Genomic DNA, 26731 nt, shown 5'->3' with positions numbered 1-26731 from the left:
CCTACCTGCCTTCGAAGGTTGGTTGCCGCTTTTCAAGGAATGCGGCGCAGCCTTCATGCGCATCCCGCGTGTCGAGCACCAAGCCGATCATCGCCTGCTCATGCGCCAGTGCCGCGGGCAGCGGCATGTCGGCGCCGTTGGCCAATGTGCGCTTGAGCAGTTTCAGCACCAGCGGAGACTTCTCTGCGATGCGTTCGGCCAGCGCCATCGTCTCCTCCAGTAGCCGTTCCTTCTCGACGACGCGGTTGATCAGGCCAAGCTGGAGCGCCTCGGCGGCGGTGATGCGGTCGCCGATGAACATCAGTTCCTTCGCCTTGCACGGCGAAACCTGCCGGATGAGGCGTTGCGAGCCGCCCGCACCAGGGAACAGGCCGAGCGTGATCTCCGGCAGGCCGAGCCTGGCATGATCGGCGGCGATGCGAATGTCTGTGGCCAGCAGCAGTTCGGTGCCGCCGCCCAGCGCCCAGCCACTGATGGCGCAGAGCGTCGGCTTGTCGCAGAGCTCGATGCGGCGGAACACCCGGTGCACGATCTCGGCGAATTCGAGATAGTGGGCCAGTCCCTGCCGGGAGTTGAGGTCGGCAATATCGCCGCCGGCGATGAAGGCCTTGTCGCCGGCTCCGGTGAAGACGATGACGCGCACCGAGGCATCCGCTTCCAGTGCCGTCAGTTCCCGCTCCAAGGCCAACAGCGTGTCGATGTCCAGTGCGTTGAGCGCTTGCGGCCGGTTGATGGTCAGCGTGCCCACCGGGCCCTTTGTGCTTCGCAATATCGTGGGTTCGGGCATTGGCGGCTCCTAGACGAGACAGGCCTGGACGGCCGTCCGGATGGCGGCTGCGTCGGGGATGAAGCGGCTTTCCAGCGAGCGGGCGAAGGGCACTGGCATGAACGGCGCGCCGACGCGCCCGACCGGTGCATCGAGGTCGTCGAACCCTTCTTCGCCGATCACGGCGGCGATCTCGGCGCCGATGCCGAAGCTGCGCACCGCCTCATGCGCCACCACGGCGCGATGGGTTTTGGCAACGGAAGCGAGCACCGTTTCCTTGTCCCAGGGCTGCAGCGAACGCAGGTCAATGACCTCCGTCGAGATACCATGGCCGACAAGTTCGTCGGCCGCCTTCAGGCAGCTGAACAGCGTCGCGCCATAGGTCACCACGGTCACGTCGCTTCCTTCGCGCGCCACGCGGGCCTGGCCGATCATGGCTTTGCCCGGCTGGTCCGGCAGATCGCCGGCCATCGCGTAAAGCGCCTTGTTCTCGACGAAGACGACCGGGTCGGGATCGTCTATCGCTGCCCGCAGCAGGCTGTAGGCGTCTTCCACCGTTGCCGGGCACAGGACCTTGAGGCCGGGTATGTGGGCAAACCACGCCTCCAGGCATTGCGAATGCTGCGGACCGGCGTTCAATCCGCCGCCATGCGGCAGCCGCACCACCATCGGCACACTGGCCTGGCCGCCGAACATGAAGCGCGACTTGGCGGCCTGGTTGACCAGCGCGTCCATCGCCAGTGTGACGAAGTCCATGAACATGATTTCGACCACCGGTTTCAGTCCGCTCAGCGCAGCACCGACCGCGGCGCCGACGATGGCGTTCTCGCTGATCGGCGTGTCGCGCACTCGCATCGGGCCGAACTGCTCGAGCAGGCCGCGTGTTGCCTTGAACGAACCACCAGCATCGGCGATGTCCTCACCCATGAGGATGACGCTCTCATCGGCCGCCATGGCGTCAGAGAGGGCCTTGTTGATGGCACGGACGTAGCGGCTGTCGGCCATGTCAATGCGCCCCCAACGGCGTGTAGACATCCGCTAGGGTGGCGTCGAAATCCGGCAGTGGATCGGCACGCGAGGCATCGACGCAGCCAGTCACCAACGCTTCCGCTTCGGCGGCCATCATGTCCAGGTGCGATGCCGCGATGCCGATCTCGGCCAGCCTGGCGCGGCTGCGCCCGATGGGGTCGCCGGCGGCCATCGTCGCCATCTCGTCGGCGTCGCGATATTTCTGCGGGTCGCCTTCGAAATGGCCGCGCCAACGCGTGGTGATGCATTCCAGCACGACCGGCCCGGCCGCGCGGGCATGATCGACCGCCTCTTGCGCTGCCTCCGCTGTTACTTCGGCATCGTTGCCATCGGCCAGGATGTGCCTGATACCGAAAGCGCCGGCGAGATCGACCAGTCTGCCCTTGAACTGCCGGGCCGTCGGCGAGAATTCGGACCAGCCATTATTTTCGCAGACGGAGACAAGCGGCAGCGACCACAGCGCGGCCATGTTCAACGCTTCGTACAACGCCCCTTCGGCCATCGCGCCGTCGCCGAAAAAGGCGACCGCGACATGTCCGGTCTGCCGGGTCTGATGAGCCAGCGCGCTGCCAAGCGCCAGCGGCACGCTGGCGCCGACGATGCCGTTGGCGCCGAGAATGCCAAGGTTCATATCGGCGACATGCATGGAGCCGGAGCGGCCTTTGCACTGCCCGCCTTCACGTCCCATCAGCTCCTTGAAGAAACCGTCGAGATCGATGCCGCGCGCGATGACATGGCCATGGCCGCGATGGGTGGTGGCCATCGTGTCGCCGGCGGCAAGCGCCGAGCAGACGCCGGCGGCGACCGCCTCCTGGCCGAGCGACAAATGGATGAAGCCGGGGATCTCGCCATCGGCGAACAGTTTCGACAGCGCCGTTTCCGCCGCCCGCACCAAAAGCATGGTGCGGTGGAGGTCGAGCAGTCGCGAATTGCCGCCAATATGCTTGTCTGCCGCCGGCCGCTTCATCCGGCGCGATCCTGGTGCAGTGACGGCAGCCCGCCATAGGTCGCCCAGGTCGAGCCGGCCAGCCAGCCGCAATCGACCGGCAGGTCGACGCCGGAGATGGCGGACGCCGCAGGCGAAAGCAGGAAGGCGACCGCCTGGCCGATCTCGGAAGGTTGAACCAGGCGTCCGAGAGGGGCGTTGCCGGTAAGCCGCGACACGTCGCGACGGCCGGCATCGATTTCGGTCTGCAGGCCGGGTGTCGCGGTATAGCCGGGCGAAACGGAGTTGACCCGCACGCCGTCGCGTCCCCAGGCGGAAGCCAGGCAGGCGGTCATGCTGATGACGGCGGCCTTGGCCGGCGCGTAGGAGTGCAGCGGCATCGAGCGCGAGCCGGCGACGGAGGCGATGTTGACGATGGCGCCGCCGGTGCTGCGCGCGGCCATGCGGCGGCCGAAGGCCAGGCAGGTCACATAGGTGCCGCGCTGGTCGATATGGACGACGCGGTCCCACAGATCGAGGCCGAGTTCCTCGGGCCTCAGCGGCGCCTGGATGACGCCGGCGCTGGTCACCAGCCCCGACACCGCGCCAAAGCGCGCCTCGATAGCCTCGGCCGCGGCATCGACCCCGCTGGCATCACCGACATCGATGGCGACAAAGTCGCCGCCGACCTCGGCCGCCACCTGCTGGCCTGCCGCTTCGTTGACGTCGGCAACGATGACATGGAAGCCGGCGCTGGAAAGAACATTGCTGCATGCGGCGCCGATACCGCTGGCACCGCCGGTGACCACGACGACAGGGTGGCTCATGGCCGGTCCCTCGGTATGGCGAGGGAATGGGCAGCCTCGCAAGGAGAGGGCGCCGATGTCGCGGGTTCGAACAGACGCAAGGTTTCCTCCCATGCGATATTTTTGAATATTGCACCGATAGTCAATAATTGGCAGTTTCGTGTCAAGCCGGATTTCGTTATCGCCATCGATCCGGTTGGAGGCGATGGATCGATTTTGAACCAGGGTTGGCGCAAGGAGGCCACATATGGCAGCCGGAGTGCCACAGCTGATCGCGCGGATAACAATATGCCGGCAATTCCAAGAGCGGTGATGTCGGTACAATCAGCGAAAAAAGGTTGGTTTATGAATCACCAGTCAATTTTGTTGACCGCCAACCGAGCCACTGCTACTGTTTTTGAAATCTTGTCACCGCCCGGGAGGAGCGTCGGATGAGCTTTCATCGGGCCGCTACCGGCTTTCAGGCATCGTCGCACCAGTCGCGAGGAGGCTCGTCCCGAGCGCTTCAGGCTGCCGCCTTGTACGAACGCACGGCTTGTGGCGCCGTCGCCAGAACGTTTCCTTATACCGGCCAAACCAACACAGTCTTTGATCTGCACAGCGTTCTTCGCGACAGTTTCGCCAACAGATTGCCGGTTCGCGTCATGTGGCCAGGACAATTCAGGAAAAAACGGCCGGAAAGAGGGGTGGAAGCGTGACCAGATCATCGGCTTTTGCCGACATGCCACCGTCAACGGGAACTTTCCGGGCAAGCACGGCACACTCAGCAAAGCTGACGAGCCGGGGCAAGGTGCGCGGCGAACCGTTCTTTTGGTACGACAGGGCAGGCGAGAGATGAGCGGAGCCGAACTCAACGACAGCGGTCAGGCGCAGGCGCCGGTCGGGGCCGGACCTGGCCGCAGCCCTTCATCCTTTCTCAAGGGCGTCGTCTTCGATCAGCAGATGATCGTGCTGCTGCTTTTTGCCGTCATCTTCCTAGCCTTCAGCATTCTGCTCAAGGGCTTCTTCACCTTCGGCAATTTGCTGACGCTCATGCGCACGGTCTCGGTGCTCGGCATCCTCGGCCTTGGCATGGCGGTGGTCGTCATCGGACGCGGTATCGATCTCTCGATGATCGCCTCGCTCGCCGTGCCTTCCGCCGTGGTGCTGATGCTGGCTTCGAAGGACTACGGCATTGCAACCTCGCTTCTCTGCGGCCTGACACTGGCCGTCGCCATCGGCGTGCTGAACGGCTTCCTCATCGCCTACGCCGAAATCCCGTCGCTGTTCACCACGCTGGCGGTCGGCATCGGCGTCGCCGGCATCGGCCAGAGCGGCCTGTTCGAATACGAGATCGTGCCCTGGCCGGCGCAGCTTGCCGCCATCAGCTGGATCGGGCAGGGCAGCCTGTTCGGCGTTCCCTATTCGGTGCTGGCCTTTATCGTGGCGGCCATCATCGTCGGCATCTTCATGCGCAGGACGCGGCTTGGCGCCTTCATCTACGCCAGCGGCGACAACCCCAACGCCGCCCGTATCGCCGGCATTTCGGTGCGCCCCATCCTGGTGCTGCAATACATCATCGCCAGCGTCGTGGGCATGTTCGCCGGACTGGTGCTTTCGGCCTCGTCCGCCGGCATGGACACCCGCATCTTCAACCTGACCTGGATCTACGACGTCATCCTCGTCGTCGTGCTCGGCGGCATCGGCCTTTCCGGCGGCCGCGGCGGCGTCCTCAACGTCGTGATCGGCACACTGCTGATCGGCACCATCGTCAATGGCATGACCATCATGAACGTGTCGTTCGAGATGCAGAACCTGATCAAGGGCATGGTTCTGCTGGCGGCCCTTTCCATCGACAGCATCGTCAACCCGCGCAACGAGGAGACGGCCCAGCAGGGAGATATCTGACGCGTCGCTGACGCGCTCAGCCGGGAACATCCACCAATAAACACCATAAGGAGGAGACTATGATCGGACTTAAGAAAATCGGGCTGGCCGTCGCAATGGCGGCAAGCATGCTCACTGGTGCCGCACAGGCACAAAACAGCATGAGCGACCCGGCGCGCGCCGCCTATTACGAAAACCTCAAGGGCAAGCGCGTCGTCTTCGTGCCGGTCTTCATGGGGCTGGACCTGACCGAGGGCTGGTCCAAGATGATGTCGCGGCAAGCCGATGCGCTGGGCTACAAATACGAGGTCCGCAACTCCAATTTCAACACCGCTGCCGGTGCGCAGACGCTGACATCGCTGATCACCGAAAAGCCTGATGTCATCGTGGTGCAGAACCCCGACGTGCAGTCCTACGCCAGGCTGCTGGCCAAGGCCGAGCAGGCCGGTATCCATGTCATCCAGCTCAACATGAAAACCAATGTGCTGACCACCGGCTTCGTCGGCGCCGATGTCGAGCAGCTTGGCGAGCTGCAGGCCAAGGAAGTCGTCGCCCATTGCGGCAGCGGTACCTCAGGCAAGGTGCTGGTGCTGGCTGGCCCGCCCTCCAGCCCATTCTCCGCCTACATGCTGAAGGGCTATGAGAACATCCTTACCAAATCGCCCGAGGTGAAGGTGGTGTCCGTCCAGTCGACCGGCGACTACGAATCCGCCAAGGCCAAGTCGATCACCCAGGTCGTGCTGCAGCAGCATCCCGATCTCTGCGGCGTGCTCGGCGTCTGGGACAACACCGATGTCGGCACAGCGGCCGCCATCAAGGAAGCTGGCAAGAGCGACCAGGTCTTCGTCTCCTCCTCTGGCGGTGGCGGCGAGCTGGCCTGCAAGGGCATTGAGGAAGGCATGTGGCAGCACTATGTCAGCTATGACGTGCCTGGCCAGGCGCGCGACCTCAACAATCTGATCCTGTCTTCGCTGCAGGACAAGAACCCTGTCGGCTCCACCAAGACCATCCTCTACACGCCGCTGGTCATCTACAACAAGGCCAACATCAAGAACCAGTTCTGCTGGACCTTGGACACGATCCGCTAGGCCAACCGCGCAGATGAGGGGCGTCAATGGCGCCCCTCGTCTGGAACACCCGACCTGGGTCTTTCGTTCACGCAAAGCAGACGGCGTTTCCCCTTCATGTCCAATACCCTTACCAAACTGCGGTACCGTTACTGGCCCGACCATGTCTTCGGCGAACTGCTGCAGAAACAGTGGATGGAGACGGCGGTGCCGCTGCTGGTGCTGTTGCTGACGATCGCCTTCTTCAGCTCGCGCATCGATAATTTCATCTCGCCCGCCAACCTGTCCGACACGCTGCGGCAGGCCAGCGAACTGGGCTTCGTCGTGCTCGGCATGTCGCTGGTGCTGATTGTCGGCGGCATCGACCTGTCCGTCGCCTCGATCTTTGCGCTGTGCAATCTGACCGCGCTCTATTGCATCAATGTGCTCGGCCTGCCGGCCCCTGCAGCCATCGCGATCACGCTTCTTCTTGGCGCCGTGCTCGGCGCCGTCAATGGCGTGCTGATCGGCTATATGAGGATGCGCGCCTTCCTCACCACCATGGTGACGCTGATTGTCTACAAGGCGATCCACGACCTCCTGAACTTCCAGCTCGCGGTGGCGATTTCGTCCGTCATCCCCGACGTGCCCGCCTGGGATTTTCTCGGCAATGGCGATTTCCTGTCGATCCCCGCTGTGGTCTGGGTCTTCGCCGTGATTGCCATTGCCAGTCACATCTTCCTGACCCGCCTGCGCCCCGGCTGGTATGTGATGGCCATCGGTGGCAACCGCCGCTCGGCCTACAATATCGGCCTGCCGGTTAACCGCGTCGTTGCCATGTCCTATGTCGCGTCGGGCGTCTTCGCCGCGATTTCGGCGATCTTCTACGCCTCGCGTCTCGCCAGCCCCGGCGCCGACACCGGCAAGGGTCTCGAGATCACCGTGCTCACCGCGGCGATCCTAGGCGGCATCCGGCTTGGCGGCGGCAAGGGCTCGGTCACCAAGGCGGTGCTCGGCACGCTCATCATCCTGATCATCAGCAACGGGTTACTGCGGCTCGCCACGCCCGCAGGCTCCTCGCGCGTCATTCTGGCGACGATCCTGCTGCTGGCCGCCATGCTCGACATCCGCTGGTTCAAGAACCGCCACAAGGCGGTGCAGGAGTTGTATGTCAGCCCCTCCTATCTGGAACTGCCGAAGTCGCCGCCAACGGATGCCGCTTCGCCCTTCGCGCTCAACGACAGGCTGCGCAATGTCGAGACCATCGGCCTTGGCGAGGTCGAGTCGCCGGAAGACGTCATCCTCGACAAGGATGACAACCTTTATTGCGGCAGCCGCCACGGCGAGATCATCCGTTTCTTCGCGCCCGACTACAAACGCCGGGAGGTCTATGCGCGCATCGGCGGCCAGCCGCTCGGCATGGCCTTCGATGCCGGCGGCACGCTCTATGTCTGCATCGGCGGCATGGGCCTCTATCGTGTCAGGCCCGATCGCACGGTCGAAAAAGTCACCGACGAGACCAACCGGTCGCTGCTGTCGGTGGTCGACGACAGCCGTTTGCGCCTCGCCGACGACTTAGACATCGCGCCCGACGGCCGCGTCTATTTCTCCGAGGCGACGATCCGCTACGAGATGCATGAATGGCCAACCGACAGCCTGGAAGGTCGCGGCAATGGCCGCATCATCTGCTACGACCCACGCACCAACAAGACGCACACCGTGCTCCGGCACCTGATCTTCCCGAACGGTGTCGTGCTGGCGTCGGACAAGCAGTCGATCATCTTCGCCGAGAGCTGGAACTGTTCGATCAAGCGCTACTGGTTCGACGGGCCCAAGGCAGGCAAGACAGAAACCGTCATCGCCAGCCTGCCCGGTTACCCCGACAACATCAACCTGGCCTCCGACGGTAATTACTGGCTGGCGCTGATGGGCATGCGCAGCCCCGCCTTCGATCTCGCCATGCGCAAGCCGGCCTTCCGCCGCCGCATGTCCAAGCGCCTGCCCGGCGACGAGTGGCTGGCGCCCAACATCAACACCGGCTGCATCGTCAAGTTCAACGAGAAAGGCGAAATACTCGACGCCCTGTGGGACCTCGGCGGCGCCAACCACCCGATGATCACCTCCATGCGCGAGCATAAGGGCTATCTGTACATAGGCGGCATTTCCAACAACCGCATCGGCAGGGTCAAGGTGGATGGCGCCGATCCCGAATTCATGTCGAGCGGGCGCTACCATGTTTGATGCTGTCTCCTCTCTGATCTCGTCAGTCTTCAGCCGTGGCTCCAGCCTCTCGGTGCCGATCCTCGACGGCGCTCTGAAGCCGAACAACATGATCGAGATCGCCACGATCGTTGCCGAGCGCCAGGGTCTCGAAGATCTGGCATTGGGTCCCGACAACACGCTCTACGCGGCCTGCGGCCAGGACGTGCTGAAGCTATCGGACGCCGGCGACTTCACCGTGGCGGCGCATTTCGACCAACCGGTGACGGCGCTTGCCTTCACCTCCAGCGGTGAGCTGGCGGCTGGCCTCAGCAATGCGGTCGTCATCGGCGGGCGCACGCTGGACAGCGCCGACGGCAAGTCGTTCGTCTCCGTCAATGCGCTGTCCGCCACGCCGGATGGTGGATTGCTGATAGCCGATGGCTCGGCCAGCCGCCCGTACGCCCAGTGGAGCCACGATCTGATGGAAGGCGGCCGGACAGGACGGCTGCTGCGCCATGACACTGCTTCCGGCCGCACCACGACGCTGGGCTCCGGTCTTGGTTATGCCTTCGGCGCGATGGCCGATGCGCGGGGACGTATCCTGGTCAGCGAAAGCTGGCGGCATCGGTTGAGCGTCATCGAAAACGGCCGCGCCCGCGTCGCCGTTCCAGCGCTGCCGGGCTATCCGTCGCGGCTCGCGCCGACGCAGGATGGCGGCTTCTGGCTGACGCTGTTTTCCTGCCGTACGCAGCTCGTCGAATTCGTTCTGCAGGAGGACGACTACCGGCATGAGATGATGCGTAGCATCGAGCCGAAATACTGGGTCGCTCCGGCGCTCAGCTCCGGCGACGACTACATGGAACCGCTGCAGGGCGGCAGCGTCAAGCAGATGGGCATCCTCAAGCCATGGGCGCCGCCGCGTTCCTATGGACTGGCGGTGCGCTTCAATGCCGATTTCCTGCCGCTCTATTCCGTTCACAGCCGCACCGGCGGCCGCAATCACGGCATTGTCGCCGTCGTGCAGCGCGGCGATGATTTGTTCCTGCTGTCGAAGGGCGCCGGCCGCGTGCTGCGGCTTTCGGCGTCGGACATCCAATCGGCATGGGCGAAGGGGACGAACGAATGAGCCCGATCCTCGAACTGCGCCAACTGACCAAGGTCTATGCACGCGTCGCCGCTGTCGAGAGCATCGATTTCGCCCTGATGAAGGGCGAGGTCCACGCCTTGCTCGGCGAGAATGGCGCCGGCAAGTCGACGCTCACCAAGATGATCGCAGGCGTTGTCGCGCCGACATCGGGAACGATCCTGCTCGACGGCAAGGACATTGCATTGCGCACGCCGTCCGAAGCATTGTCGGCTGGTATTGCCATGGTGTTCCAGGAAACCAGCCTGGTGCCGTCGATGACGGTGGCGCAGAACCTCTTCCTCGGCAATGAGCGCTTCTTCAACCGCGTGCGCGGCATCAACATCGCCGCCCAGCAGTTCATGCAGTCGCTGAGCTTCCAGGTCGATCCGACCGTGCTGGTGGGCTCGCTGGGCGCGGCCAAGAAGCAGATGGTCGAGATCGCCCGCGCCATGCTGCTTAAGGCACGCATTGTCGTCTTCGACGAGCCGACCGCCACGCTGACGCCGGAAGAGAAGGCCCACTTCTTTGAACTCGTTAACACGTTGAAGCAGCGTGGCGTCTCCGTCATCTTCATCTCGCATGCGCTGGAGGAGGCTCTGTCGATCTCCGACCGCATCACCATCCTGCGCGACGGCAGGCTGGTGGTGACCGACCAGACAGCGAATTTCGACCGCGCCCGCATCGTCCAGGCGATGGTCGGCCGCACCCTGTCGCAGGAACTCTACGGCACTCGCAAGACCACCGTACGGCCGGCCGGTCGGCGTGTGCTCAGCGTCAGCAACCTGCGTGTCGGCAATGTGGTGAAGAACAATTCGCTGTCCGTCTTCGCCGGCCAGATCACCGGCATTTTCGGGCTGGTCGGCTCGGGCCGCACCGAGACCTTCAAGGTTGTCGCCGGCGCGATCAAGCGCGACTACACCAATGGCGGCGAGGTGTTCCTGGAAGGCAAGCGCGTGCGCTACCGCGTGCCGGCGCAAAGCGTGCGCGATGGCGTCGCCTACATCACCGAGGACCGCAAGATCGAAGGTTTCTTCGAGACCATGTCGATCAAGTCGAACATCTTCATCGGCCTGCTCGCCAAACTGCGCGGCAAGTTCTGGCTGAAGGGCAGCGAGGTCGATAAGGTCGGCGACAAATGGGTGAAATCGCTGCAGGTGCGCGCCGTCAGCAAGGGTGCGCGCGTCATCGAACTGTCAGGCGGCAACCAGCAGAAGGCGGTCATCGCCAAGTCGCTGGTGCAGGAGCCGGAGCTGATCATCTTCGATGAGCCGACGCGCGGCGTCGATGTCGGCGCCATCGCCGAGATTCACCAGATCATCAATCGGCTCGCCGACGAGGGCAAGGCCGTGGTGGTGATCTCATCCTACCTGCCTGAAGTGATGCAGCTTTCCGATCGCCTGCTGGTGGCGCGCCAGGGCAAGGTGGTGGAGGAGTTCTCGCCGATCGAGGCGACAGAGGAAAAGCTGATGTACGCCGCCGTGCACTGACCGGATTCCAACGGCGCCGGCACATCATGTCGCCGCCGACATTTGCCGTGCACCGCCTTCCAAAAAGGAACCCCCGGATGATCGATCCGGGGGTTTTGCATTGGCCTTTCGAACCGGATCAGACGGTGCGGCCGCCATCGACCTCCAGCACCACGCCGGTGACGAAGTCGGCTTCGTCCGATGCCAGATAGAGGCAGGCATTGGCAATGTCGCGCGGCGTCGAAAAGCGGCCGAGCGGAATGGTGGCGATGAAGCGGGCGCGGTTTTCCGGGGTGTCGGGAACGCCCATGAACTGCTCGATCAGGCCGGTCGCGGCCATCACCGGTGCGACGCAGTTGACGCGGATGTTGTTAGGCGCGAACTCCACCGCCATCGAGCGCGACAACAGGTTCACCGCGCCCTTGGTGGAGTTGTACCAGCTGAGGCCGGGGCGAGGGCGGATGCCGGCCACCGAGCCGATGTTGATGATGACGCCGCCGCGCTGCTTCTGCATCGGCGGCACCACCGCGCGCGACATGTGGAAGATCGAGCGCACATTGATGTCGTAGACGCGCTCGAACTCTTCTTCGGTGACCTCCAGCATCGGCTTGTTGCGGTGGGTCCAGCCGGCATTGTTGACGACGATGTCGATCTTGCCGCCGAAGTCGATCGTCGCCGCGACGGCGGCATTGATGTCGGCCGCCTTGGTGACGTCGCCCTTGATGGCGCGCGCCGACGCGCCGATCGACTTGGCAGTCGCTTCGGCACCATCGCCGTTGAGGTCCATGATGACGACCTTCGCCCCTTCGCGCGCGAAGGTCGCCGCGATCTCGACGCCGAAACCAGACGCTGCTCCGGTCACCAATGCACTCTTGCCGTTCAGTCTCATTGTCGTCTCCTCACTTTTTTGGTGTCTGTCAGTCGTGCTTGACGATGATGGTCTTCATCGTGGTGAAGTCGTGCAGGGCGGCAAAGCCCTTCTCGCGGCCATGGCCGGACTTGCGCACGCCGCCGAAGGGCAGCTCGATGCCGCCGCCGGCGCCATAGGCGTTGACATAGACCTGGCCGGCGCGAACCTTGCGGGCGACACGCGTGGCGCGTTTCGCGTCCTGCGTCCAGACGCCGGCGATCAGGCCGAAATCCGTGCCGTTGGCGGTGGCGATCGCGTCGGCTTCGTCGTCGAAGGGGATCACCGACAGCACCGGTCCGAACACTTCGTCACGTGCCAGCGTGTTGGCGCGCGGCACCGGCCCGTAGAGCTTCGGCGCGACGAAATAGCCGGCTTGCGGTGCGCCGTCGGCGACACTGCCTTGCGCGAGCAGCGGAATGCCATCATCGGCGGCCCTGGCACAGAAGCTTTCGACCCGCTTCTTCTGGCGCGGATTGATCAGCGCGCCGAGGTCGAGGTCCATCTCCGGCGTCCCGGCCTTCAGCGTCGAAAAGCGCGCGATGACCGCTTCGACCACGCGGTCATAGGCCTTCTTCTCCACCAGCAGGCGGGAGCCGGCCGAGCATGTCTGGCCGGCATTCTGCACGATGGCGTTGACCAGGCTGGGCAAAGCAGCGTCGAGGTCGACATCGTCGAAGACGATCTGCGGTGATTTTCCACCGAGTTCCAGCGTGCAGGTGATATGGTTCTTGGCGGCTTCGGTCTGCACCATGACACCGACCTCCGGGCTGCCGGTGAAGGACAGGAAATCGACGCCCGGATGCGAGATCAAGGCAGCGCCGGCTTCGCTGCCAATGCCCGGCACGATGTTCAGCGCGCCCTCGGGCAAGCCGGCCTCGGCGGCGAGTTCGGCAATGCGCAGCGGAGTCAGGCAGGCGTCCTCGGCCGGCTTGAGCACAGTGGCGTTGCCGGTCGCCAGTGCCGGCGCCAGCGTGCGGCCAAACATCTGCGCCGGGTAATTCCACGGGATGATGTGGCCGGTCACGCCATGCGGCTCGCGCTCGGTGGCGACGAAATAGCCGTTCATGAACGGGATCGTTTCGCCATGGAACTTGTCGGCCGCGCCACCGAAGAATTCGAAGTAGCGCGCACAGGCAAGGATGTCGGCGTGAGCCTGCCGCAAGGGCTTGGAGGTGTCGCGCGCCTCGATCAGGGTGAGTTCGTCGACGTGGTCGAGGATCAACTGCCCAAGCTTCGACAGCAGGCGACCGCGATCGACCGCCGTCAGCCGGCCCCAGGCGCCTTCATGGGCCCGACGGGCAGCTTGTACGGCAGCGTCGATGTCCTCGGCGCCGCCCGCCGCGATCTGCGCGAACACCGCGCCTTCGGCCGGTGCATAGACATCGATAACGCGGCCCGATTTGGCTGGTCGCCACTGATTGTCGATGAACACGCCTTTCGCCTTCTGCACCGGCGCCTGGCTGGTTTTGTCATTCATGTCCGGATCTCCTGATTGTGCCGTGCCATCTGGGTGCCGCGTCCACGGCTGCGCTGCAAGACAAGTTGCGCCCTTGCGATTAGCGGCGCGTCGATCATCTGGCCTTGCACGACCCGCGCGCCGTCGTCGCCGCCCTCACTGACGATACGCCGAGCCCACTCGACTTCCGATGCACCGGGCAGGAAATGCTCGAGAACGGCGCCCGGCTGCGCGGGATGGATGCACAATTTGCCACCAGCGCCGCAGGCAACCGCTGTCAGGCATTCCGTTGCCAGCACGGCAGCGTCGCCCATCGTGAAGGCGGGGCCGTCAAGCGGGGCCGCGATGCCGGCGGCACGGCTGGCGATGGCAAGCCGGCACAGGACGTGCCGCGTCATTTCGGCAGAAGCAAGCATGCCCATGTCGAGAAAGAAGTCGGCCGGCCCGAATGCCAGTTGCGACACCTGCGGATGTCGCGCGATCGCCTGCGCGCCTTCAAGGCCTGCGGCCGTCTCGATCTGAGCGATGCGACCGAGAACGTCGGCGTCTTCGACCTTGGGAACGCAAATGCGTCTGATGCCAAGCGCGCTGAGCGCGTCAAGGTAGGCCTCGTGCCAGGGCGTTCCCTCGGCATTGATGCGTACGAAAGCCGGAACGGCAAGCCCGAAAATCGTGCCGAGATTGGCACGCGCCTCGTCCTTCAGGTTCGCCGGCACCGCATCTTCGAGATCGACGATGATCGCATCGGCTCCCGAGGTCGCCGCCTTGGCGAAACGGTCGGGCCGGCTTGCCGGCACGAACAACGGAGCCACCACTGCGGCAAGTCCGTGCATCCGCCCTTGGCTGGCCGGTGTCATGACAATTCGGCTTTCGCTTTCATGTGCAGCTTGCCGTCGCTCTCGGTCCAGTAGTCCTGCGCATTGTTGGCATCGCGGCAGACCATCAACTCGGCGCCGGCGATGGCTGGCGCGACGCCGCGATAGCTGAAGCGTTGTGGCGTCCGGCCGGTTTCCACCGCAGCAAGGTTCAAGAGCAATGTCGCTTGCATCGGTCCGTGCACGACCAAGCCGTCGTAACCCTCTACGCCGGTGGCATAAGGATGGTCGTAGTGGATGCGGTGGCCGTTGAAGGTGATGGCCGAATAGCGGAACAGCAGCACCGGCGAGGTCTGCATGGTCCAGTGCCGGTTGCTTGGACTGGGTGAGGGTGGAGCGATAGGTGCGCTGGCCTTTGCCGGGCTCTGGTCTGCCGCACCGCGATAGACGATATCCTGCCTGTCCCGGATCGCGATCCCGCGAACGGTCTCGTATTGGTGGGTTACGGTGACGAACCAGAGTTCACCGCTGCGTCCTTGTTTGTGCGTGACGTCGCTGATGGTAGAGATGCGCGTGACTGCGTCGCCGACGCGCAGCGCGTCGAACGTCTCAATCATGCCGCCGGCCCACATGCGGCGCGGCAGCGGAACCGGCGGCAGGTCGCGGTTCTTGGCCGGGTGCCCGTCGGAGCCAAGCTCGGTCATCTCAGCTATTGCAGGGCAAAGACACCAGTGCAGGCCGAGAGGGACCTGTCCGTCGGAGACCGGAGCGAAATAGGGGGCCAGCACGGCCCTGAAGCTTGCATCCAGCCGCTCGGTGACGACGTCCTGCGACCGGCTGGTGCGGCCGATCCAGTCTGCGAGCTGGCCAGGCAAATGATCGGACATCGCTGTGGTCTCCGATGTCGTCAGTAGGAGCGGGGCATTCCGAGCACATGCTCGGAAAGGAAGGAAAGGATGAGATTGGTGGAGATCGGAGCGACCTGATAGAGCCTCGTCTCGCGGAACTTGCGCTCGATGTCGTATTCCTCGGCGAAGCCAAAGCCGCCATGCGTCTGGATGCAGGCATTGGCTGCCTCGTTGGAGGCATCGGCGGCGAGCATCTTGGCCATGTTGGCCTCGGCACCGCAATCCTTGCCCTGCTCGTAGAGGAGCGTTGCTTCCCGCACCATCAGCTCGGCCGCGCGCATATTGGCGTAGGCGCGCGCGATGGGAAACTGGATGCCCTGGTTGGCGCCGATCGGCCGGCCGAAGACGTTGCGCTCGCCGGCATAGCGGGACGCCTTTTCGATCAGCCACTTGGCGTCGCCCACGCATTCGGCTGCGATCAGGATGCGCTCGGCATTCATGCCGGAGAGGATGTAGCGGAAACCGTTGCCTTCCTCGCCGACGAGGTTCTCCGCCGGCACGCGCACATCGTCGAAGAAGACCTCGGTGGTGGCGTGGTTCATCATCGTGCGGATCGGCCGGATGGTCAGCCCGTTACCGGTCGCCTCGCGCATGTCGAGGATGAAGACCGAGAGGCCGTCAGTACGCTTGGCCACCTGGTCACGCGGCGTGGTGCGCGCCAGAAGCAGCATCAGATCGGAATACTCAGCCCGGCTCGTCCATATCTTCTGGCCGCTGACGACATAGTGGTTGCCGTCGCGCCGCGCGAAGGTGCGCAAAGAGCTCGTGTCGGTGCCGCTGCCGGGTTCCGTCACGCCGAATGCCTGCAGCCGCAATTCGCCGCTCGCCACCTTCGGCAGATAGCGCTGCTTCTGCGCTTCGTTGCCGTGCCGCAGCAACGTGCCCATGACATACATCTGCGCGTGACAGGCGCCGCCATTGCCTCCGGAGCGCTGGATCTCCTCAAGCACCGCCGCGGCGGCCGAAAGCGTCAAGCCGGCACCGCCATATTCTTCCGGGATCAGCGTCGCCAGATAGCCGGCTTCGGTGAGCGCGTCGACGAACTCGGCCGGATAGGCGCGCTCGGCATCGAGCTTGCGCCAGTACTCTCCCGGAAACCGCTCGCACAGCTTGTGCACCGCGTCGCGGATATCCTTGTGGTCTTGCGCTTCGGACATCACTGATACCGGGCGTCGGGCCCGCCCTTGTCGTTGGGGAACAGGTCGAGCGCTCGGACCGGCGCGTCGTCCGGCAACGCCAGCACGGCGGCGATCAACGCCTCGGCGCGGTTCTCTCCGATGCCGCCGTCTGCCAACACCGCGCGCGCCTTGGCGGAGAGCTCCAGCGCGGTGACCGGATTTTCCGGATCGCCCTTGGCGTCGCGACGTGCTGTGGTGAAGCGGCGCCCATCATTGGTTTCGACGCTCAATTCCGTGCCCCAGGAGGCTGGATAAGCGGCGTCGATGCCGGCGGCGAGCCCGACCTCAACTTTGGCGCGGGCAGAGGCCAGCCGGGTGCGGGCGCTCGTGTCGAAGCTCGACTGCACGACCGCGCCGTCGGTCAGCGCCGCCGCCACGCAATGCTGGAGCGAGAACTTGGCGCTATAGGGATCCTGCGGCTGATGACGGTCGCAGACGTCGAGTGCGGCCTGATGGGCGCCGATCGTGACTTTCGCGATTTCAGCGCCACCGATCTCATCGTGCAGGGAAAGCGCTGCATCGATCGAGGGATGCGTGTGGCGGCAGCAGGGCCAGGGTTTGATCGAGGTTCGCGTCAATTCCCAAGGCCGCTCCGGCCCGGCCGTCACCGCTTCGGGAAGCGGGTCCGGGCAGAGCCCGACGAAGAAGCCTTTCTTGCCCTCCAGGATCTCGTCAGGCCCAGTAAAACCCTGCGCCGCCATCAGCGAGGCGAGTACGCCGGATTCGGCGGCGCGGGCTGTGTGCAGATGCTTGCTCATGGCGCCCGATTCGAGGAATTGCCACAGGCCGGAGGATTGCGTGCCGGCATTGCCCAGCGCCCATACGGCCTGGTCCTCGGACAGGCCGATGAGGTCGGCCACCGCCATGGCGGAGCCGAACGGCCCGCAGGTCGATGTGGCGTGCCAGACCCGGTAATGCGCCTTGCCGGCGGCCATGCCGACGCGGCAACAGGCTTCGTAGCCAGCCAGCACCGCTTCCAGGAAGGCGACCCCGCCGAGATCGTCGCGCGCGGCGACGGCAAGTGCTGCCGGGATGACGACGCAGCCCGGATGGGTGACGGAGTCGCGATGCAGATCATCCATTTCGAGGATGTGCGAAAGCCCGCCGAAATAGAAAGCGCTGCGTGGCGTGTCGGCGGTCTCCAACGGCGCGATTGCTTTGAGAATGCGGGCCGGCTCGGTGTTCAGCGCTCCGAGCGCGCAGGCCAGCGTGTCGAGCACGAAGAGCGCCGCCTGGTCGAGGTCCAGCCTGTCGCGCGGTTTGGCGCGAATGAGGCGGATCAGGTCTCGAGTCAGGCTCATGATTCGACCGCTCCCGCGAGCGTCTCGCGGCCATTGCCGGCGCCGCCGAATTCGGTGCGCAGCGACTGGCTGTGCTCGCCCAGTGCCGGCACCCTGCCAAGCACCGGCCGGCGGCCATTGAGGACGACCGGCGGCGCCAGCAGTTCGACTGGTCCGGCCGGAGTCTGCACGGAGGCTGTCGTTGCACTTCGATGCGCCATCAAATCCTCCATGGTCGAGATCCGTCCATAGGCGATGCGCACCTTGTCGAGCAGGCGGCATAGTCCCTCCACGGTGCGCCGCGCCACCGCCGCCTGCACGTTGCGGTCGAGTTCGATCCTGTTTTGCACTCGCATCATGTTGCGATCGAAGCGGGGGTCGTCGGCAAGGCCGGCATTGCCAAGCACGTGCTCGCAAAACAGCTTCCACTCGCGCTCGTTCTGGATCGCGATCAGCACGTCGCCATCACTGGCGCTGAACACGCCGTAGGGTGCGATGGAAGGGTGGGCGAGGCCGAGGCGCTGCGGCTCGCGCCCGCCATAGCGGCGGCCGAGATAAGGCACGTTGAGATATTCGGCGATGGTGTCGAACAGCGACACTTGGATATGCGAGCCCTGGCCGGTCTTCTCGCGCTTGAGCAGGGCCTGCAGGATCGCGGCATAGGCCGCCTGGCCGGTGGCGATGTCACAGATCGAGATGCCGACCCGCGTCGGCCCCGACAGGCCGGAGCCGGTGATGCCGGAAAGCCCCGTCTCGGCCTGGATCAGCAGGTCGTAGGCCTTGCGCTGCTCGTCGGGCGTGCCGGTGGCGAAGCCGATGATCTCGCAGACGGTCAGGCGAGGGTGGCGCAGGCGCAGCGCGGCACTGCCGATGCCCAGCCTTTCGGTCGCGCCGGGCGCGAGGTTCTGCACGAACACGTCCGCACCCGCGATCATCCTCTCCACCAGCGCCAGGTCCTCCAGTTGCCTGAGGTCGACCGTGCAGGATTCCTTGCCGCGGTTGTTCCACACGAAATACGACGACTGGCCGAGCACATAGTCGTCATAGCCGCGTGCGAAATCGCCCTCGGGACGCTCCAGCTTGATGACACGCGCGCCGGCGTCGGCCAGCCGGGAGGTTGCCAGTGGCGCTGCCACCGCCTGTTCCAGCGCGACAACGATCGTTCCCTCCAGCTCGCCGCTCATGACCCGTCCTTGCTTCTTCAAGATGGGTCGAACTGTCGCCGAGGGGGGTGTGAAGTCAAATATGAATAAGTAATGGCGGGTATAGCGTTTTGCGTGATGGCATCGCCGCGAAGGATGGCCCGTTCAGCGGAACAGGTCGGGGCGCTGGCTTTCATCCGAGAGTTCGGCGATCCAGGCACGATCCTTAACCAGTTGACGCAGGATTTCCCATGCCAACTGGCCGACGGCGCGCGGCGCGTTGAGCAGCGGGCGTTCCGTCGAATAGGCGAGGTAGACCTTGCGCGTTATACTGGGCTCTTGCAGGCGCCATTTGCGGAAGACGCCTTCCTCGACTTCTCGGTTTATGGCCATCAACGGCAGGATGCCAAAGCCGAGCCCCCGCATCACCACTTTCTTGATCTGGCTGTAGGAATCGATCTCTATAGCAGGCGTCAGTGGCACGCCCGCCGTCAGCGCTGCTTCCTCGACCAGTTCGCGCAAGCCGTGACCCGGTCCCGGTATCACCAACGGCATGCTGGCCGCCTGTACGACGCTTGCCGCGTCGCCGGCCGGTCCGTCGCTGGTGTTGGCGGCGGCAAACAGGAAGATCTCTTCCGACAGGCCGTGATGCACGGCCAGTCCACTAGGATCGGAGGTCGAGTAGAGCATGGCAAGGTCGACGTCGCCACGCCGCAGCCAGCCGAGGATATAGCCGCTCATGGCTTCGACGACGCGAATGCGGACCTGCGGATAACGTTCACGCACGGCCTCGATCAGCGGTGCCGCAAGCAATTCGCTGACCGTTCCCGGCATGCCGAAGCGCACATCGCCGCGCGGCGCCACGGCTTCGCCACGCACGCTGTCGGGAATTTCGGCGAATTCGGCCAGGATCTGCTTGGCGTGGCGCAGCAGCCGGCCGCCGGCTTCCGTCGCGGTCACCCCTTGAGCGTTGCGGTAGAGCAAGGCGACGCCCAGTTCTTCTTCCATGTGGCGCACATGCTGGCTCAGCGCCGGCTGCGCCACATGCAGCGTGTTGGCGGCCTTGGAGAAGGAGCCGCTTTCGACAACTTGCGTGAAATACCTCAGTTGCCGCAGGTCCATGGCCGGCATCTCCTCCTGAAACCCGGCCGGCCAGGTTTCATGTGCTGTTCGGTATGACGGGAAATCGTCCCCCGTTCCGGTTTAGCGGATGCGGATCGATTTGTTGAGAGTGAAGCGGGTGGACGCAGGATACATGTAAAAATCGGTCACAGGATGTGGTGCAGGGGGATGATCATCGGCGGAGGTCTTCGACCGTGAGTTCGCGCCCACATCCAGCTGAAATCGGCAGCGAACTCGGCCATCTCCATTTATCACGGCTACGTACGCTTACTGACCCATTCTGGCAATTTCACCGATTATTTGAAGTGCGCTCTATTGCGCAGATAAATTTCTACCGTCTCATGAGAGGCGGCATTTCCCCTTCGGCCACCCGCCACGTCCATGCATCGACTTCCGGGCGCGCCGCAATGAGCACTTCGAGCGCTTCCTCGTAGGATCGGTCCACTGTTGGCGGAACAATGTAGAGCGCAACCGGACCTGGCTGACGCTGCAGCATGGCTGCTGCACTCGGCCGCTCTAAAGGTAAGCTGTAGCGGAGGCTCTTTACGCTTCGCGCGTTCCGCTTGGCGAGTGAATCGACGAGCTTCTTTTCATATACGGAATCGTATGGGATCCAGTTCTCCGAAACCACCATCAAGGCCATTTCTTCTATGACGGCCAGCCCAGTCGGCGTGAGCCCGAAGATCGCGATCGCCGTCAGATGCGAAGCTTCGTCAGCGTTCCACAGCATCATTTCGTTTTCGAAGCGTGCCCGAAGCCTGCGGTGGGACCCCTCATCCAGCATGAACGGGAAGTTAGGCATGTGCTTGATAATCAGTCGGTAACCCGTTCGGGCCGGCGAGATGTCCTTAACCTCGCCTACCAGGACCATCAGTTTCCGAGGCCCGCTTCTTGGCGGCAATGCAGGCGCCAGCGCCGCGGCCCAACGTTGCTTTATCGCCGCCTTGTCCGAAGCGCGAAACGGTTCGGGCACGAACAGCACATCGCTCAGCATGCTGCCCTTTACCGTCATCTGCAGCGCAGCCTCGATCAAATGCCAGCGAATGTTCCACCAATGGCGCTTGCCCGTCCATCGCGACGTCCAGGCTGTCAGTTCGGCCTGATGCCAGAGATAATGCAGGAGGCTGCGCAGCGACAATTTCTTCGTGTCGCCAGCCACGTTTTGCGCGCTGTTCGCCCCAGCAACCGGGGGCTTGGCGGGCGCCCACCTTCGTCAGGCTGAAACCAACCTTGAGCGCTGACAGGCCGCTCTCTGGATCGACCTGAATGGCGCTGCCCATGAGGACACCGAGCCCGGACAATTCGCCGGGCGGATCATAGGAAGCGCATGCCGGATCATGTTTCGCTTCCCGAAAGCGGCATCCGTTTGACCATAAATTGGTCGCCAATCTGCGCAATGTACATCGCAAGGCCGGGTTCCTTGCACAGGCACAAAGGCCGGATCCGATGCCGATATGCATTGGCAAGCGCGTCGTGCAAATCCGGGGCTGTTTCCTCAATAAGCCGGTCAGCCAGCCTGAAACGTCGCATCGCCTCCATCGATCCGGACGCCGCCGCATCCCCTGTCTTCATTGATTCACGGTTTCAACTGCGAAGCAACCCTGCGGACATTCGAGGGCAAGCAATGCTTCACAGCGATCTGGACGGAGGCCGGCCTCCTCCCCCTGCGTACGATCTCTGACGCGGGGGCGCTGCCGCATCGCGTGCTTCGCGCGCGGCTGGCGTGGCTAGAGGCAAAGGGTAGGCCGGGATGCGGTGGCGGGTCGAGGCCAGGAGAGAGGCTCCCGGCGCCCGTCGCGGAGAACGACCATGACCCATATGGAAATCCAGGCGCCAACGCGCATCGCGCCAAACGGCTATAAGGTCGACGTCAGCCGCGGCCAGCGCATCGGCCGCGTGTCGTCGGAATGGTTCAACAGGCCAGACGACGAACGCTTTCTCTCGCTCACCGATCTCCACACTTCCGTGAAGCGGCGATCCGAGCGTAGCAAGACTCGCATCGTGGAAAGCGAAGCCATCCGCGTCGAAGCCTCCCGCGACAATCCCCAACGGTTGACCTTGATGCTTCCAGGCGCGCATGCGCCTGTCGCCCCAACGCACTGGAGTTTCGGTCAGCTCGCCAGTCTGGTCGGCGCGCCGGCCACCTATCTGCGCCAGCTCCCGGCCGCGCTCGCAGGCATCAATCTGCAATATGGCCTTTCCACGCGCCGCGCAGAACAGGTCAAGACGCTGGAAATCGAGAACGGCCGTCTTGAGCTTCGAGCCGTGACAGGGCCAGATTACGGGAGAATTTTCGACCGCGAACTCGTGGAAGCGGTGCAGAAGATTGCCGGCAACGGCACCGGCGACACGCGATGGAAGGTACCCGGCGTACTCGACTGGTCGACGGGAATCTACAACCCCAACGTCGATATCTCGAAGGATACCACGACGCTCTATGCGTCCGACCGTGACGTCTTTCTCTTTCTGGTTGACGACCTCAACCCCATCGAGGCCGGAAAGCTGCCGAACGGCGATCCGGATATTTTCTTCCGCGGCTTCTACTGCTGGAACTCTGAAGTCGGCGCCAGGACACTTGGAATCGCGAGCTTCTATCTTCGTGCAGTGTGCCAGAATCGGAACCTCTGGGGCGTGGAAGATTTTGAGGAGATCACCATCCGCCATTCCAAATATGCCGCCTCCCGCTTCGCCGCCGAAGCGGAGCCGGCGCTGATCCGGTTCGCCGAATCCTCGCCCCTGCCGTTCGTCAATGGCATCAAGGCCGCGCGGGAGCGGATCGTCGCCCGCGACGATGAGGACCGCCAGAGCTTCCTGCGCAGGCGCGGTTTCTCCAAGGCTGAAACCACGAAGATTATCGATATCGTGTTGGCTGAGGAGGGCCGGCCGCCGGAATCGGTTTTCGACTTCGTGCAGGGCATCACGCGGGTCGCCCGCGACAAGCATCACCAGGATATCCGCCTGGAAATGGAAGGCAAGGCCAAGAAGCTCCTCGATCTCAGCGCCTGATCTACATCACGCCAGCCATGCGGAAACACGTTGCAGACACCGGCGACCTGTCACTTTCTGGCGCTGTTCTCCGAAACACGAGAACGGCGCCTTCTTTTTGTGACGGTTTCAGGGTTGCAACGAAGGCTTGCTGCCGCCCGTCGCGGTGCCACACTTATGTGATTTTCTACCCAGAGCCCGATGGCTCTTGTTGACCACGCGCTGATCCACATCCTCATGGATCACACCGACACGCTGGGCGGAAATGGCAGGCTGGGTCGAACCGAGCCCCGTGAGCCGGGATCATAAGTCCGCGCCGCCGTCCCACAGACCATCATGTCATTGCCGCAGCCGGCGTGCGCTGGCGCGAGGCCGGAAGAGGCAGAGGGGGGAGGGGAGGTTTTCTGACGGGCTTGGAGGTCCGGGGAGTGGCCCCGGGCCGCCCGTCATGGAGACCCTGACCATGGCAAAGGCCATTCAGAAGATCGCAATGAACGCCGCGGAGAACATTCCCTACGACAAGCTCATGCTGTCGCAGAAGAATGTCCGGCGGGTGAAGGACGGCGTATCCATAGAGCAACTCGCCGAGGACATCGGCAGACGCAGGCTGCTTCAGAGCCTGAACGTCCGTCCTGTTCTTGAAGAAAGCGGCGAGGAAACCGGCACGTTCGAAGTGCCCGCCGGCGGCCGCCGCTATCTCGCGCTTGGCATGCTCATCAAGCAGAAGCGGCTGGCAAAGAACGAGCCGATCCCGTGCATCGTCAATCGCAGCACGGCGACATCGGCGGAAGAGGATTCGCTGGCCGAGAACGTCCACCGCGAAAACCTGCATCCGCTCGACCAGTTCCGGGCGTTCAAGACGCTGAGCGACCAGGGTCTCGACGTCGAAGAGATCGCCGCGCGCTTCTTCGTGTCGCCGGCGACGGTGAAGCAGCGCCTGCGGCTCGCCTCGGTGTCGCCGCAGCTGCTCGATCTCTACGAGAAGGATGAAATCCGGCTCGAACAGATCATGGCCTTCTCGATCTCGGACGATCATGCGCGCCAGGAGCAGGTCTGGGAGCGGATTTCCAGCTCGCACATGCAGGAGCCCTACTACATCAGGCGCCTGCTGACGGAGACGACGGTCCGGGCCGACGATCGCCGGGCCGTCTATATCGGCGCCGAAGCCTATGAGGCTGCCGGCGGCGTCATCCTGCGCGATCTCTTTGAGCAGGATTCCGGCGGCTGGTTCCAGGATGCGGCACTTCTCGAGCAGCTTGTCTTCGACAGGCTGAAGGTGGATGCCGAGGCGATCCGCGCCGAAGGCTGGAAATGGGTCGAGGCGGCGATCAGCTTTCCCTATGGCCACACCTCCGGCATGCGGCGCGTCTATGCCGAGGCGCAGGAACTCAGCGCCGAGGAGATCGAACGCTACGACGCGCTGAAGGCGGAATACGACAAGCTGGATGCGGACTATGCCCAGGCCGAGGATGCCGACGAAGCAATCGAGGCGAAGCTCGACCTGCTGGGCGCCGAGCTCGATGCGATCGATGACCGTCCTCAAAGCTACGATCCCGCCCAGAAGGCCATTGCCGGTGTGTTCGTTACGCTTGCCGCGAACGGCAAGCTCCAGGTCGACGCCGGTTTCGTGCGGTTCGAGGACGAGCCGCGGACCGAAACCGGCGACGTCGATGAGGGCGAGGAAGGGGGCGCCGACGGCGGAACCCGATCCAATGGCGACGACGATGGCGATGGTGTTGTCGTCAACGGCAAGCCGGTGAACGACACCTCTGGCGACGACGGCGAGGACGACGGCATCAAGCCGCTGCCCGATCGGCTCGTCTTCGACCTGACCGCGCAGCGCACGCTGGCTCTGCGCAACGCGCTCGCCGATGACGCCGACATCGCCTTTGTCGCGGCACTCCATGCCTTCGTCCTGCAGGTCTTTTATCGCTTCGCGCCGGACACGTGCCTGGAGATCAGCCTGAAGAGCGGCAGCTTCAGCCAGGTCGAGGGTCTTGCCGAGACGTCCTGGGCCAAGGAGATAGCCGAGCGGCACGAAGCCTGGGACCGCGATTTGCCCGATGAAGCGGAAGACCTGTGGGACTTCCTTCTCGGTCTCGACGAGGCAAGCCGCAAGGCGCTGTTCGCGCACTGCGTCTCGCTGACCCTCAATGCGGTGGTCGAACCCTGGAACAGGCGACCGAAGGCGCTCGAGCATGCAGACGTGCTCGGCCGTTCGCTCCAGTTCGACATGGTCGACGCCGGCTGGACGCCGACGGTCGAGTTCCTCGGGCGTCTCACCAAGGCGCGGATTCTACAGGCTGTCCGTGAAGCTCGTGGCGCAGACTCCGCGCAGCTGATCGACCACATGAAGAAGGACATCATGGCCCGTGAAGCCGCCCGTCTTCTCGAAGGATCGAACTGGCTGCCCGAGCCGCTGCGCCTCGAGGTCGATGAAGTGGCTACCGATGCTGGCGACGTGGTCGCCGGCGACATGTCGGACGAGGCGGCTCTCGACGGCGATGTCACCGAGCTGCCGGCCTTCCTCGCCGACGATGCGGATCCGTCCTCCGATGAGCCGGTGACCATCGACGGCGACGAGGCGGACCACCTCCAGGCCGCCGAGTAATCGGCCTCCCGCTTCGCACCGGGCCCGGCATTCCCGCCGGGCCCTTTTTCGTTTTCCGCATGGAGAAATCCGTATGTCCGCGCATATCGTGTACGAATCCGCTCCTCTGGGGAGCGTTATCCAGTACAGCGACGGCACCGCGAAACCGCCGGCTCGCTTCACCAAGAAACTCGCTGCGTGGGAGAGTCGCAACGGCGTCGGTCGCCTGGTCGAGAAGGAACCGCCGCGCGAGCGGGCGACCTATAGCTCGCCCGTCCATTTCACCCTGCATGAGGGCGATTTCGGGCAGGGCGGCATCATCATCGTCTCGGTCAGGCGCACCTGGTCCGTCGAGAGTGACCTGCGTTTCGAGATCGTCGAGCGTCCCTCGATCGGCATGGTCCGCGTCCTGCAGGAACTCGGCGACAGCCCGGAACTCCTGCATCTTGCCCAGAACCGAGAGGCAGCCGAACGCTGGCTCGCCAACAACCAGTATGGTCGGGCCTATCTCGAGGAAGTCTCCGCCGACGAGGTCGGCGCCGATGTTATCGAGGGCCGCACGGCGGCCTGATCGCTTCACCCCATAGAACCACCCCGACGACGGGCCCAGGACCGCGCGAGCGATCCTGGGCCCGTTTCATTTCATGGAGATCGACATGTTCGACTGGAACAGAAGCTGCTCCTATGACGAGCAGCAGAAGAGACGTTTTCACACGACAGCCCGCTCACGGCTGAAGAAACTCGCCGCCGAACTTGCACTGCCGCACGGAAGCTATGACCTGCGCTCAAACAAGGCGGGAATTGCCGTTTCCGGTGAGATTACCCTGCACCATCAGCGCGCCTACATCCAGGTCGGCCAGTTCGGGATGTCCTCGGGTCACGGAATCCTGATCCGCACTTGCAAGGGCCGCAAGGATTTTACCGGCGGAGCCAACCACTTCGTCGCGCTCGGTATGCTCGACGACATCCCGGCGCTCGCCGCCGCCGTCCGCGCCATCACTGGGGTTGGTCGAGACGCTTCACGTTCCTCCGAGCGACGCGCCGCCTGAACCCTGCAAACCCCATCATCGCCGGTGTACGCGCCGGCCGCAGGCTCGGCAAGTCGACAGCCAA

General features: G+C 64.0%; 22 protein-coding genes and 1 pseudogene. 10 read left to right on the top strand and 13 right to left on the bottom strand.

Going from position 1 to position 26731, the window contains the following annotated elements:
- Position 1: 1 nt before the first annotated feature.
- The 4 genes from ABLE71_RS22695 to ABLE71_RS22680 are packed head-to-tail and all read right to left on the bottom strand — an operon-like array spanning position 2 to position 3547.
- Positions 2 to 787, bottom strand: coding sequence for an enoyl-CoA hydratase-related protein (locus ABLE71_RS22695; RefSeq protein WP_348785757.1), 786 nt, complete (start codon positions 785 to 787; stop codon positions 2 to 4).
- A 9-nt stretch (positions 788 to 796) separates the two neighbouring features.
- Positions 797 to 1771 carry an alpha-ketoacid dehydrogenase subunit beta gene (locus tag ABLE71_RS22690; RefSeq protein WP_348785756.1) on the bottom strand — a complete coding sequence of 325 codons (975 nt, stop codon included), beginning with the start codon at positions 1769 to 1771 and terminating at the stop codon, positions 797 to 799.
- A 1-nt stretch (position 1772) separates the two neighbouring features.
- Positions 1773 to 2762, bottom strand: coding sequence for a thiamine pyrophosphate-dependent dehydrogenase E1 component subunit alpha (locus tag ABLE71_RS22685; RefSeq protein WP_348785755.1), 990 nt, complete (start codon positions 2760 to 2762; stop codon positions 1773 to 1775).
- On the bottom strand, positions 2759 to 3547 hold the full coding sequence (locus tag ABLE71_RS22680) for an SDR family oxidoreductase (protein WP_348785754.1): 789 nt from the start codon (positions 3545 to 3547) through the stop codon (positions 2759 to 2761). The genes ABLE71_RS22685 and ABLE71_RS22680 overlap by 4 nt, the downstream gene beginning before the upstream one ends.
- Positions 3548 to 3562: 15 nt before the next feature.
- Here ABLE71_RS22680 and ABLE71_RS22675 point away from each other — a divergent pair, with 15 nt between their 5' ends.
- From ABLE71_RS22675 to ABLE71_RS22650, 6 genes are all read left to right on the top strand, one after another.
- The gene (locus tag ABLE71_RS22675) at positions 3563 to 3961 is read left to right on the top strand and encodes a hypothetical protein (protein ID WP_348785753.1); all 399 of its coding nucleotides are present in this window, start codon (positions 3563 to 3565) and stop codon (positions 3959 to 3961) included.
- 507 nt (positions 3962 to 4468) lie between these two features.
- On the top strand, positions 4469 to 5413 hold the full coding sequence (locus tag ABLE71_RS22670; RefSeq protein WP_348785850.1) for an ABC transporter permease: 945 nt from the start codon (positions 4469 to 4471) through the stop codon (positions 5411 to 5413).
- Between the two features lie 59 nt (positions 5414 to 5472).
- Entirely contained in the window at positions 5473 to 6480 is a 1008-nt protein-coding gene (locus ABLE71_RS22665) for a sugar ABC transporter substrate-binding protein (RefSeq protein ID WP_348785752.1), read from the top strand.
- Between the two features lie 96 nt (positions 6481 to 6576).
- The gene (locus ABLE71_RS22660) at positions 6577 to 8679 is read left to right on the top strand and encodes an SMP-30/gluconolactonase/LRE family protein (protein ID WP_348785751.1); all 2103 of its coding nucleotides are present in this window, start codon (positions 6577 to 6579) and stop codon (positions 8677 to 8679) included.
- Positions 8672 to 9766: a hypothetical protein gene (locus ABLE71_RS22655; protein WP_348785750.1), complete on the top strand. Its 1095-nt coding sequence runs from the start codon at positions 8672 to 8674 to the stop codon at positions 9764 to 9766. The genes ABLE71_RS22660 and ABLE71_RS22655 overlap by 8 nt, the downstream gene beginning before the upstream one ends.
- Entirely contained in the window at positions 9763 to 11253 is a 1491-nt protein-coding gene (locus ABLE71_RS22650; RefSeq protein ID WP_348785749.1) for a sugar ABC transporter ATP-binding protein, read from the top strand. Before ABLE71_RS22655 ends, ABLE71_RS22650 begins: the two co-directional genes overlap by 4 nt.
- A gap of 118 nt (positions 11254 to 11371) precedes the next feature.
- Here the strand turns inward: ABLE71_RS22650 and ABLE71_RS22645 are convergent, their stop codons facing one another.
- The 9 genes and pseudogenes from ABLE71_RS22645 to ABLE71_RS22605 form a co-directional block, all read right to left on the bottom strand.
- Positions 11372 to 12121 (bottom strand): glucose 1-dehydrogenase, encoded by a 750-nt coding sequence (locus tag ABLE71_RS22645; RefSeq protein ID WP_348785748.1) that lies wholly within the window; start codon positions 12119 to 12121, stop codon positions 11372 to 11374.
- A gap of 28 nt (positions 12122 to 12149) precedes the next feature.
- Positions 12150 to 13619: an aldehyde dehydrogenase family protein gene (locus ABLE71_RS22640; protein WP_348785747.1), complete on the bottom strand. Its 1470-nt coding sequence runs from the start codon at positions 13617 to 13619 to the stop codon at positions 12150 to 12152.
- Complete coding sequence (locus ABLE71_RS22635) at positions 13616 to 14455, bottom strand: CoA ester lyase (protein ID WP_348785746.1); 840 nt, start codon at positions 14453 to 14455, stop codon at positions 13616 to 13618. Before ABLE71_RS22635 ends, ABLE71_RS22640 begins: the two co-directional genes overlap by 4 nt.
- Complete coding sequence (locus ABLE71_RS22630; protein ID WP_348785745.1) at positions 14452 to 15300, bottom strand: MaoC family dehydratase N-terminal domain-containing protein; 849 nt, start codon at positions 15298 to 15300, stop codon at positions 14452 to 14454. The genes ABLE71_RS22635 and ABLE71_RS22630 overlap by 4 nt, the downstream gene beginning before the upstream one ends.
- Before the next feature lie 20 nt (positions 15301 to 15320).
- Complete coding sequence (locus tag ABLE71_RS22625) at positions 15321 to 16478, bottom strand: acyl-CoA dehydrogenase family protein (RefSeq protein WP_348785744.1); 1158 nt, start codon at positions 16476 to 16478, stop codon at positions 15321 to 15323.
- Entirely contained in the window at positions 16478 to 17800 is a 1323-nt protein-coding gene (locus ABLE71_RS22620; RefSeq protein WP_348785743.1) for an MmgE/PrpD family protein, read from the bottom strand. Before ABLE71_RS22620 ends, ABLE71_RS22625 begins: the two co-directional genes overlap by 1 nt.
- Positions 17797 to 18963, bottom strand: a complete 1167-nt coding sequence (locus ABLE71_RS22615; protein WP_348785742.1) for a CaiB/BaiF CoA-transferase family protein — start codon at positions 18961 to 18963, stop codon at positions 17797 to 17799. The genes ABLE71_RS22620 and ABLE71_RS22615 overlap by 4 nt, the downstream gene beginning before the upstream one ends.
- A 123-nt stretch (positions 18964 to 19086) precedes the next feature.
- Positions 19087 to 20043: a LysR family transcriptional regulator gene (locus ABLE71_RS22610; RefSeq protein WP_348785741.1), complete on the bottom strand. Its 957-nt coding sequence runs from the start codon at positions 20041 to 20043 to the stop codon at positions 19087 to 19089.
- 331 nt (positions 20044 to 20374) lie between these two features.
- Positions 20375 to 21573, bottom strand: a pseudogene (locus tag ABLE71_RS22605) (DUF1173 domain-containing protein).
- Between the two features lie 279 nt (positions 21574 to 21852).
- Between ABLE71_RS22605 and ABLE71_RS22600 the strand changes: the two are divergent.
- From ABLE71_RS22600 to ABLE71_RS22585, 4 genes are all read left to right on the top strand, one after another.
- Positions 21853 to 23049, top strand: coding sequence for a DUF932 domain-containing protein (locus tag ABLE71_RS22600; protein WP_348785740.1), 1197 nt, complete (start codon positions 21853 to 21855; stop codon positions 23047 to 23049).
- A 442-nt stretch (positions 23050 to 23491) separates the two neighbouring features.
- Complete coding sequence (locus ABLE71_RS22595; protein ID WP_348785739.1) at positions 23492 to 25639, top strand: ParB/RepB/Spo0J family partition protein; 2148 nt, start codon at positions 23492 to 23494, stop codon at positions 25637 to 25639.
- Positions 25640 to 25712: 73 nt separating this feature from the next.
- Complete coding sequence (locus ABLE71_RS22590) at positions 25713 to 26189, top strand: hypothetical protein (protein WP_348785738.1); 477 nt, start codon at positions 25713 to 25715, stop codon at positions 26187 to 26189.
- A gap of 85 nt (positions 26190 to 26274) precedes the next feature.
- Positions 26275 to 26667: a hypothetical protein gene (locus ABLE71_RS22585; protein ID WP_348785737.1), complete on the top strand. Its 393-nt coding sequence runs from the start codon at positions 26275 to 26277 to the stop codon at positions 26665 to 26667.
- Positions 26668 to 26731: the final 64 nt, after the last annotated feature.

The sequence above is a fragment of the Mesorhizobium sp. KR9-304 genome, assembly GCF_040049215.1.
Classification (GTDB): Bacteria; Pseudomonadota; Alphaproteobacteria; order Rhizobiales; family Rhizobiaceae; genus Mesorhizobium_K.
This window is presented reverse-complemented; position numbering and strand designations above follow the sequence as displayed.

Coding starts and splice junctions, on each gene's coding strand:
- ABLE71_RS22655 (WP_348785750.1), top strand. CDS start 8,672: ATGTTTGATGCTGTCTCCTCTCTGATCTCGTCAGTCTTCAGCCGTGGC.
- ABLE71_RS22615 (WP_348785742.1), bottom strand. CDS start 18,963: ATGAGCGGCGAGCTGGAGGGAACGATCGTTGTCGCGCTGGAACAGGCG.
- ABLE71_RS22665 (WP_348785752.1), top strand. CDS start 5,473: ATGATCGGACTTAAGAAAATCGGGCTGGCCGTCGCAATGGCGGCAAGC.
- ABLE71_RS22685 (WP_348785755.1), bottom strand. CDS start 2,762: ATGAAGCGGCCGGCGGCAGACAAGCATATTGGCGGCAATTCGCGACTG.
- ABLE71_RS22595 (WP_348785739.1), top strand. CDS start 23,492: ATGGCAAAGGCCATTCAGAAGATCGCAATGAACGCCGCGGAGAACATT.
- ABLE71_RS22680 (WP_348785754.1), bottom strand. CDS start 3,547: ATGAGCCACCCTGTCGTCGTGGTCACCGGCGGTGCCAGCGGTATCGGC.
- ABLE71_RS22590 (WP_348785738.1), top strand. CDS start 25,713: ATGTCCGCGCATATCGTGTACGAATCCGCTCCTCTGGGGAGCGTTATC.
- ABLE71_RS22600 (WP_348785740.1), top strand. CDS start 21,853: ATGACCCATATGGAAATCCAGGCGCCAACGCGCATCGCGCCAAACGGC.
- ABLE71_RS22675 (WP_348785753.1), top strand. CDS start 3,563: ATGGCGAGGGAATGGGCAGCCTCGCAAGGAGAGGGCGCCGATGTCGCG.
- ABLE71_RS22695 (WP_348785757.1), bottom strand. CDS start 787: ATGCCCGAACCCACGATATTGCGAAGCACAAAGGGCCCGGTGGGCACG.
- ABLE71_RS22625 (WP_348785744.1), bottom strand. CDS start 16,478: ATGTCCGAAGCGCAAGACCACAAGGATATCCGCGACGCGGTGCACAAG.
- ABLE71_RS22660 (WP_348785751.1), top strand. CDS start 6,577: ATGTCCAATACCCTTACCAAACTGCGGTACCGTTACTGGCCCGACCAT.
- ABLE71_RS22620 (WP_348785743.1), bottom strand. CDS start 17,800: ATGAGCCTGACTCGAGACCTGATCCGCCTCATTCGCGCCAAACCGCGC.
- ABLE71_RS22670 (WP_348785850.1), top strand. CDS start 4,469: ATGATCGTGCTGCTGCTTTTTGCCGTCATCTTCCTAGCCTTCAGCATT.
- ABLE71_RS22585 (WP_348785737.1), top strand. CDS start 26,275: ATGTTCGACTGGAACAGAAGCTGCTCCTATGACGAGCAGCAGAAGAGA.
- ABLE71_RS22645 (WP_348785748.1), bottom strand. CDS start 12,121: ATGAGACTGAACGGCAAGAGTGCATTGGTGACCGGAGCAGCGTCTGGT.
- ABLE71_RS22610 (WP_348785741.1), bottom strand. CDS start 20,043: ATGGACCTGCGGCAACTGAGGTATTTCACGCAAGTTGTCGAAAGCGGC.
- ABLE71_RS22635 (WP_348785746.1), bottom strand. CDS start 14,455: ATGACACCGGCCAGCCAAGGGCGGATGCACGGACTTGCCGCAGTGGTG.
- ABLE71_RS22690 (WP_348785756.1), bottom strand. CDS start 1,771: ATGGCCGACAGCCGCTACGTCCGTGCCATCAACAAGGCCCTCTCTGAC.
- ABLE71_RS22630 (WP_348785745.1), bottom strand. CDS start 15,300: ATGTCCGATCATTTGCCTGGCCAGCTCGCAGACTGGATCGGCCGCACC.
- ABLE71_RS22650 (WP_348785749.1), top strand. CDS start 9,763: ATGAGCCCGATCCTCGAACTGCGCCAACTGACCAAGGTCTATGCACGC.
- ABLE71_RS22640 (WP_348785747.1), bottom strand. CDS start 13,619: ATGAATGACAAAACCAGCCAGGCGCCGGTGCAGAAGGCGAAAGGCGTG.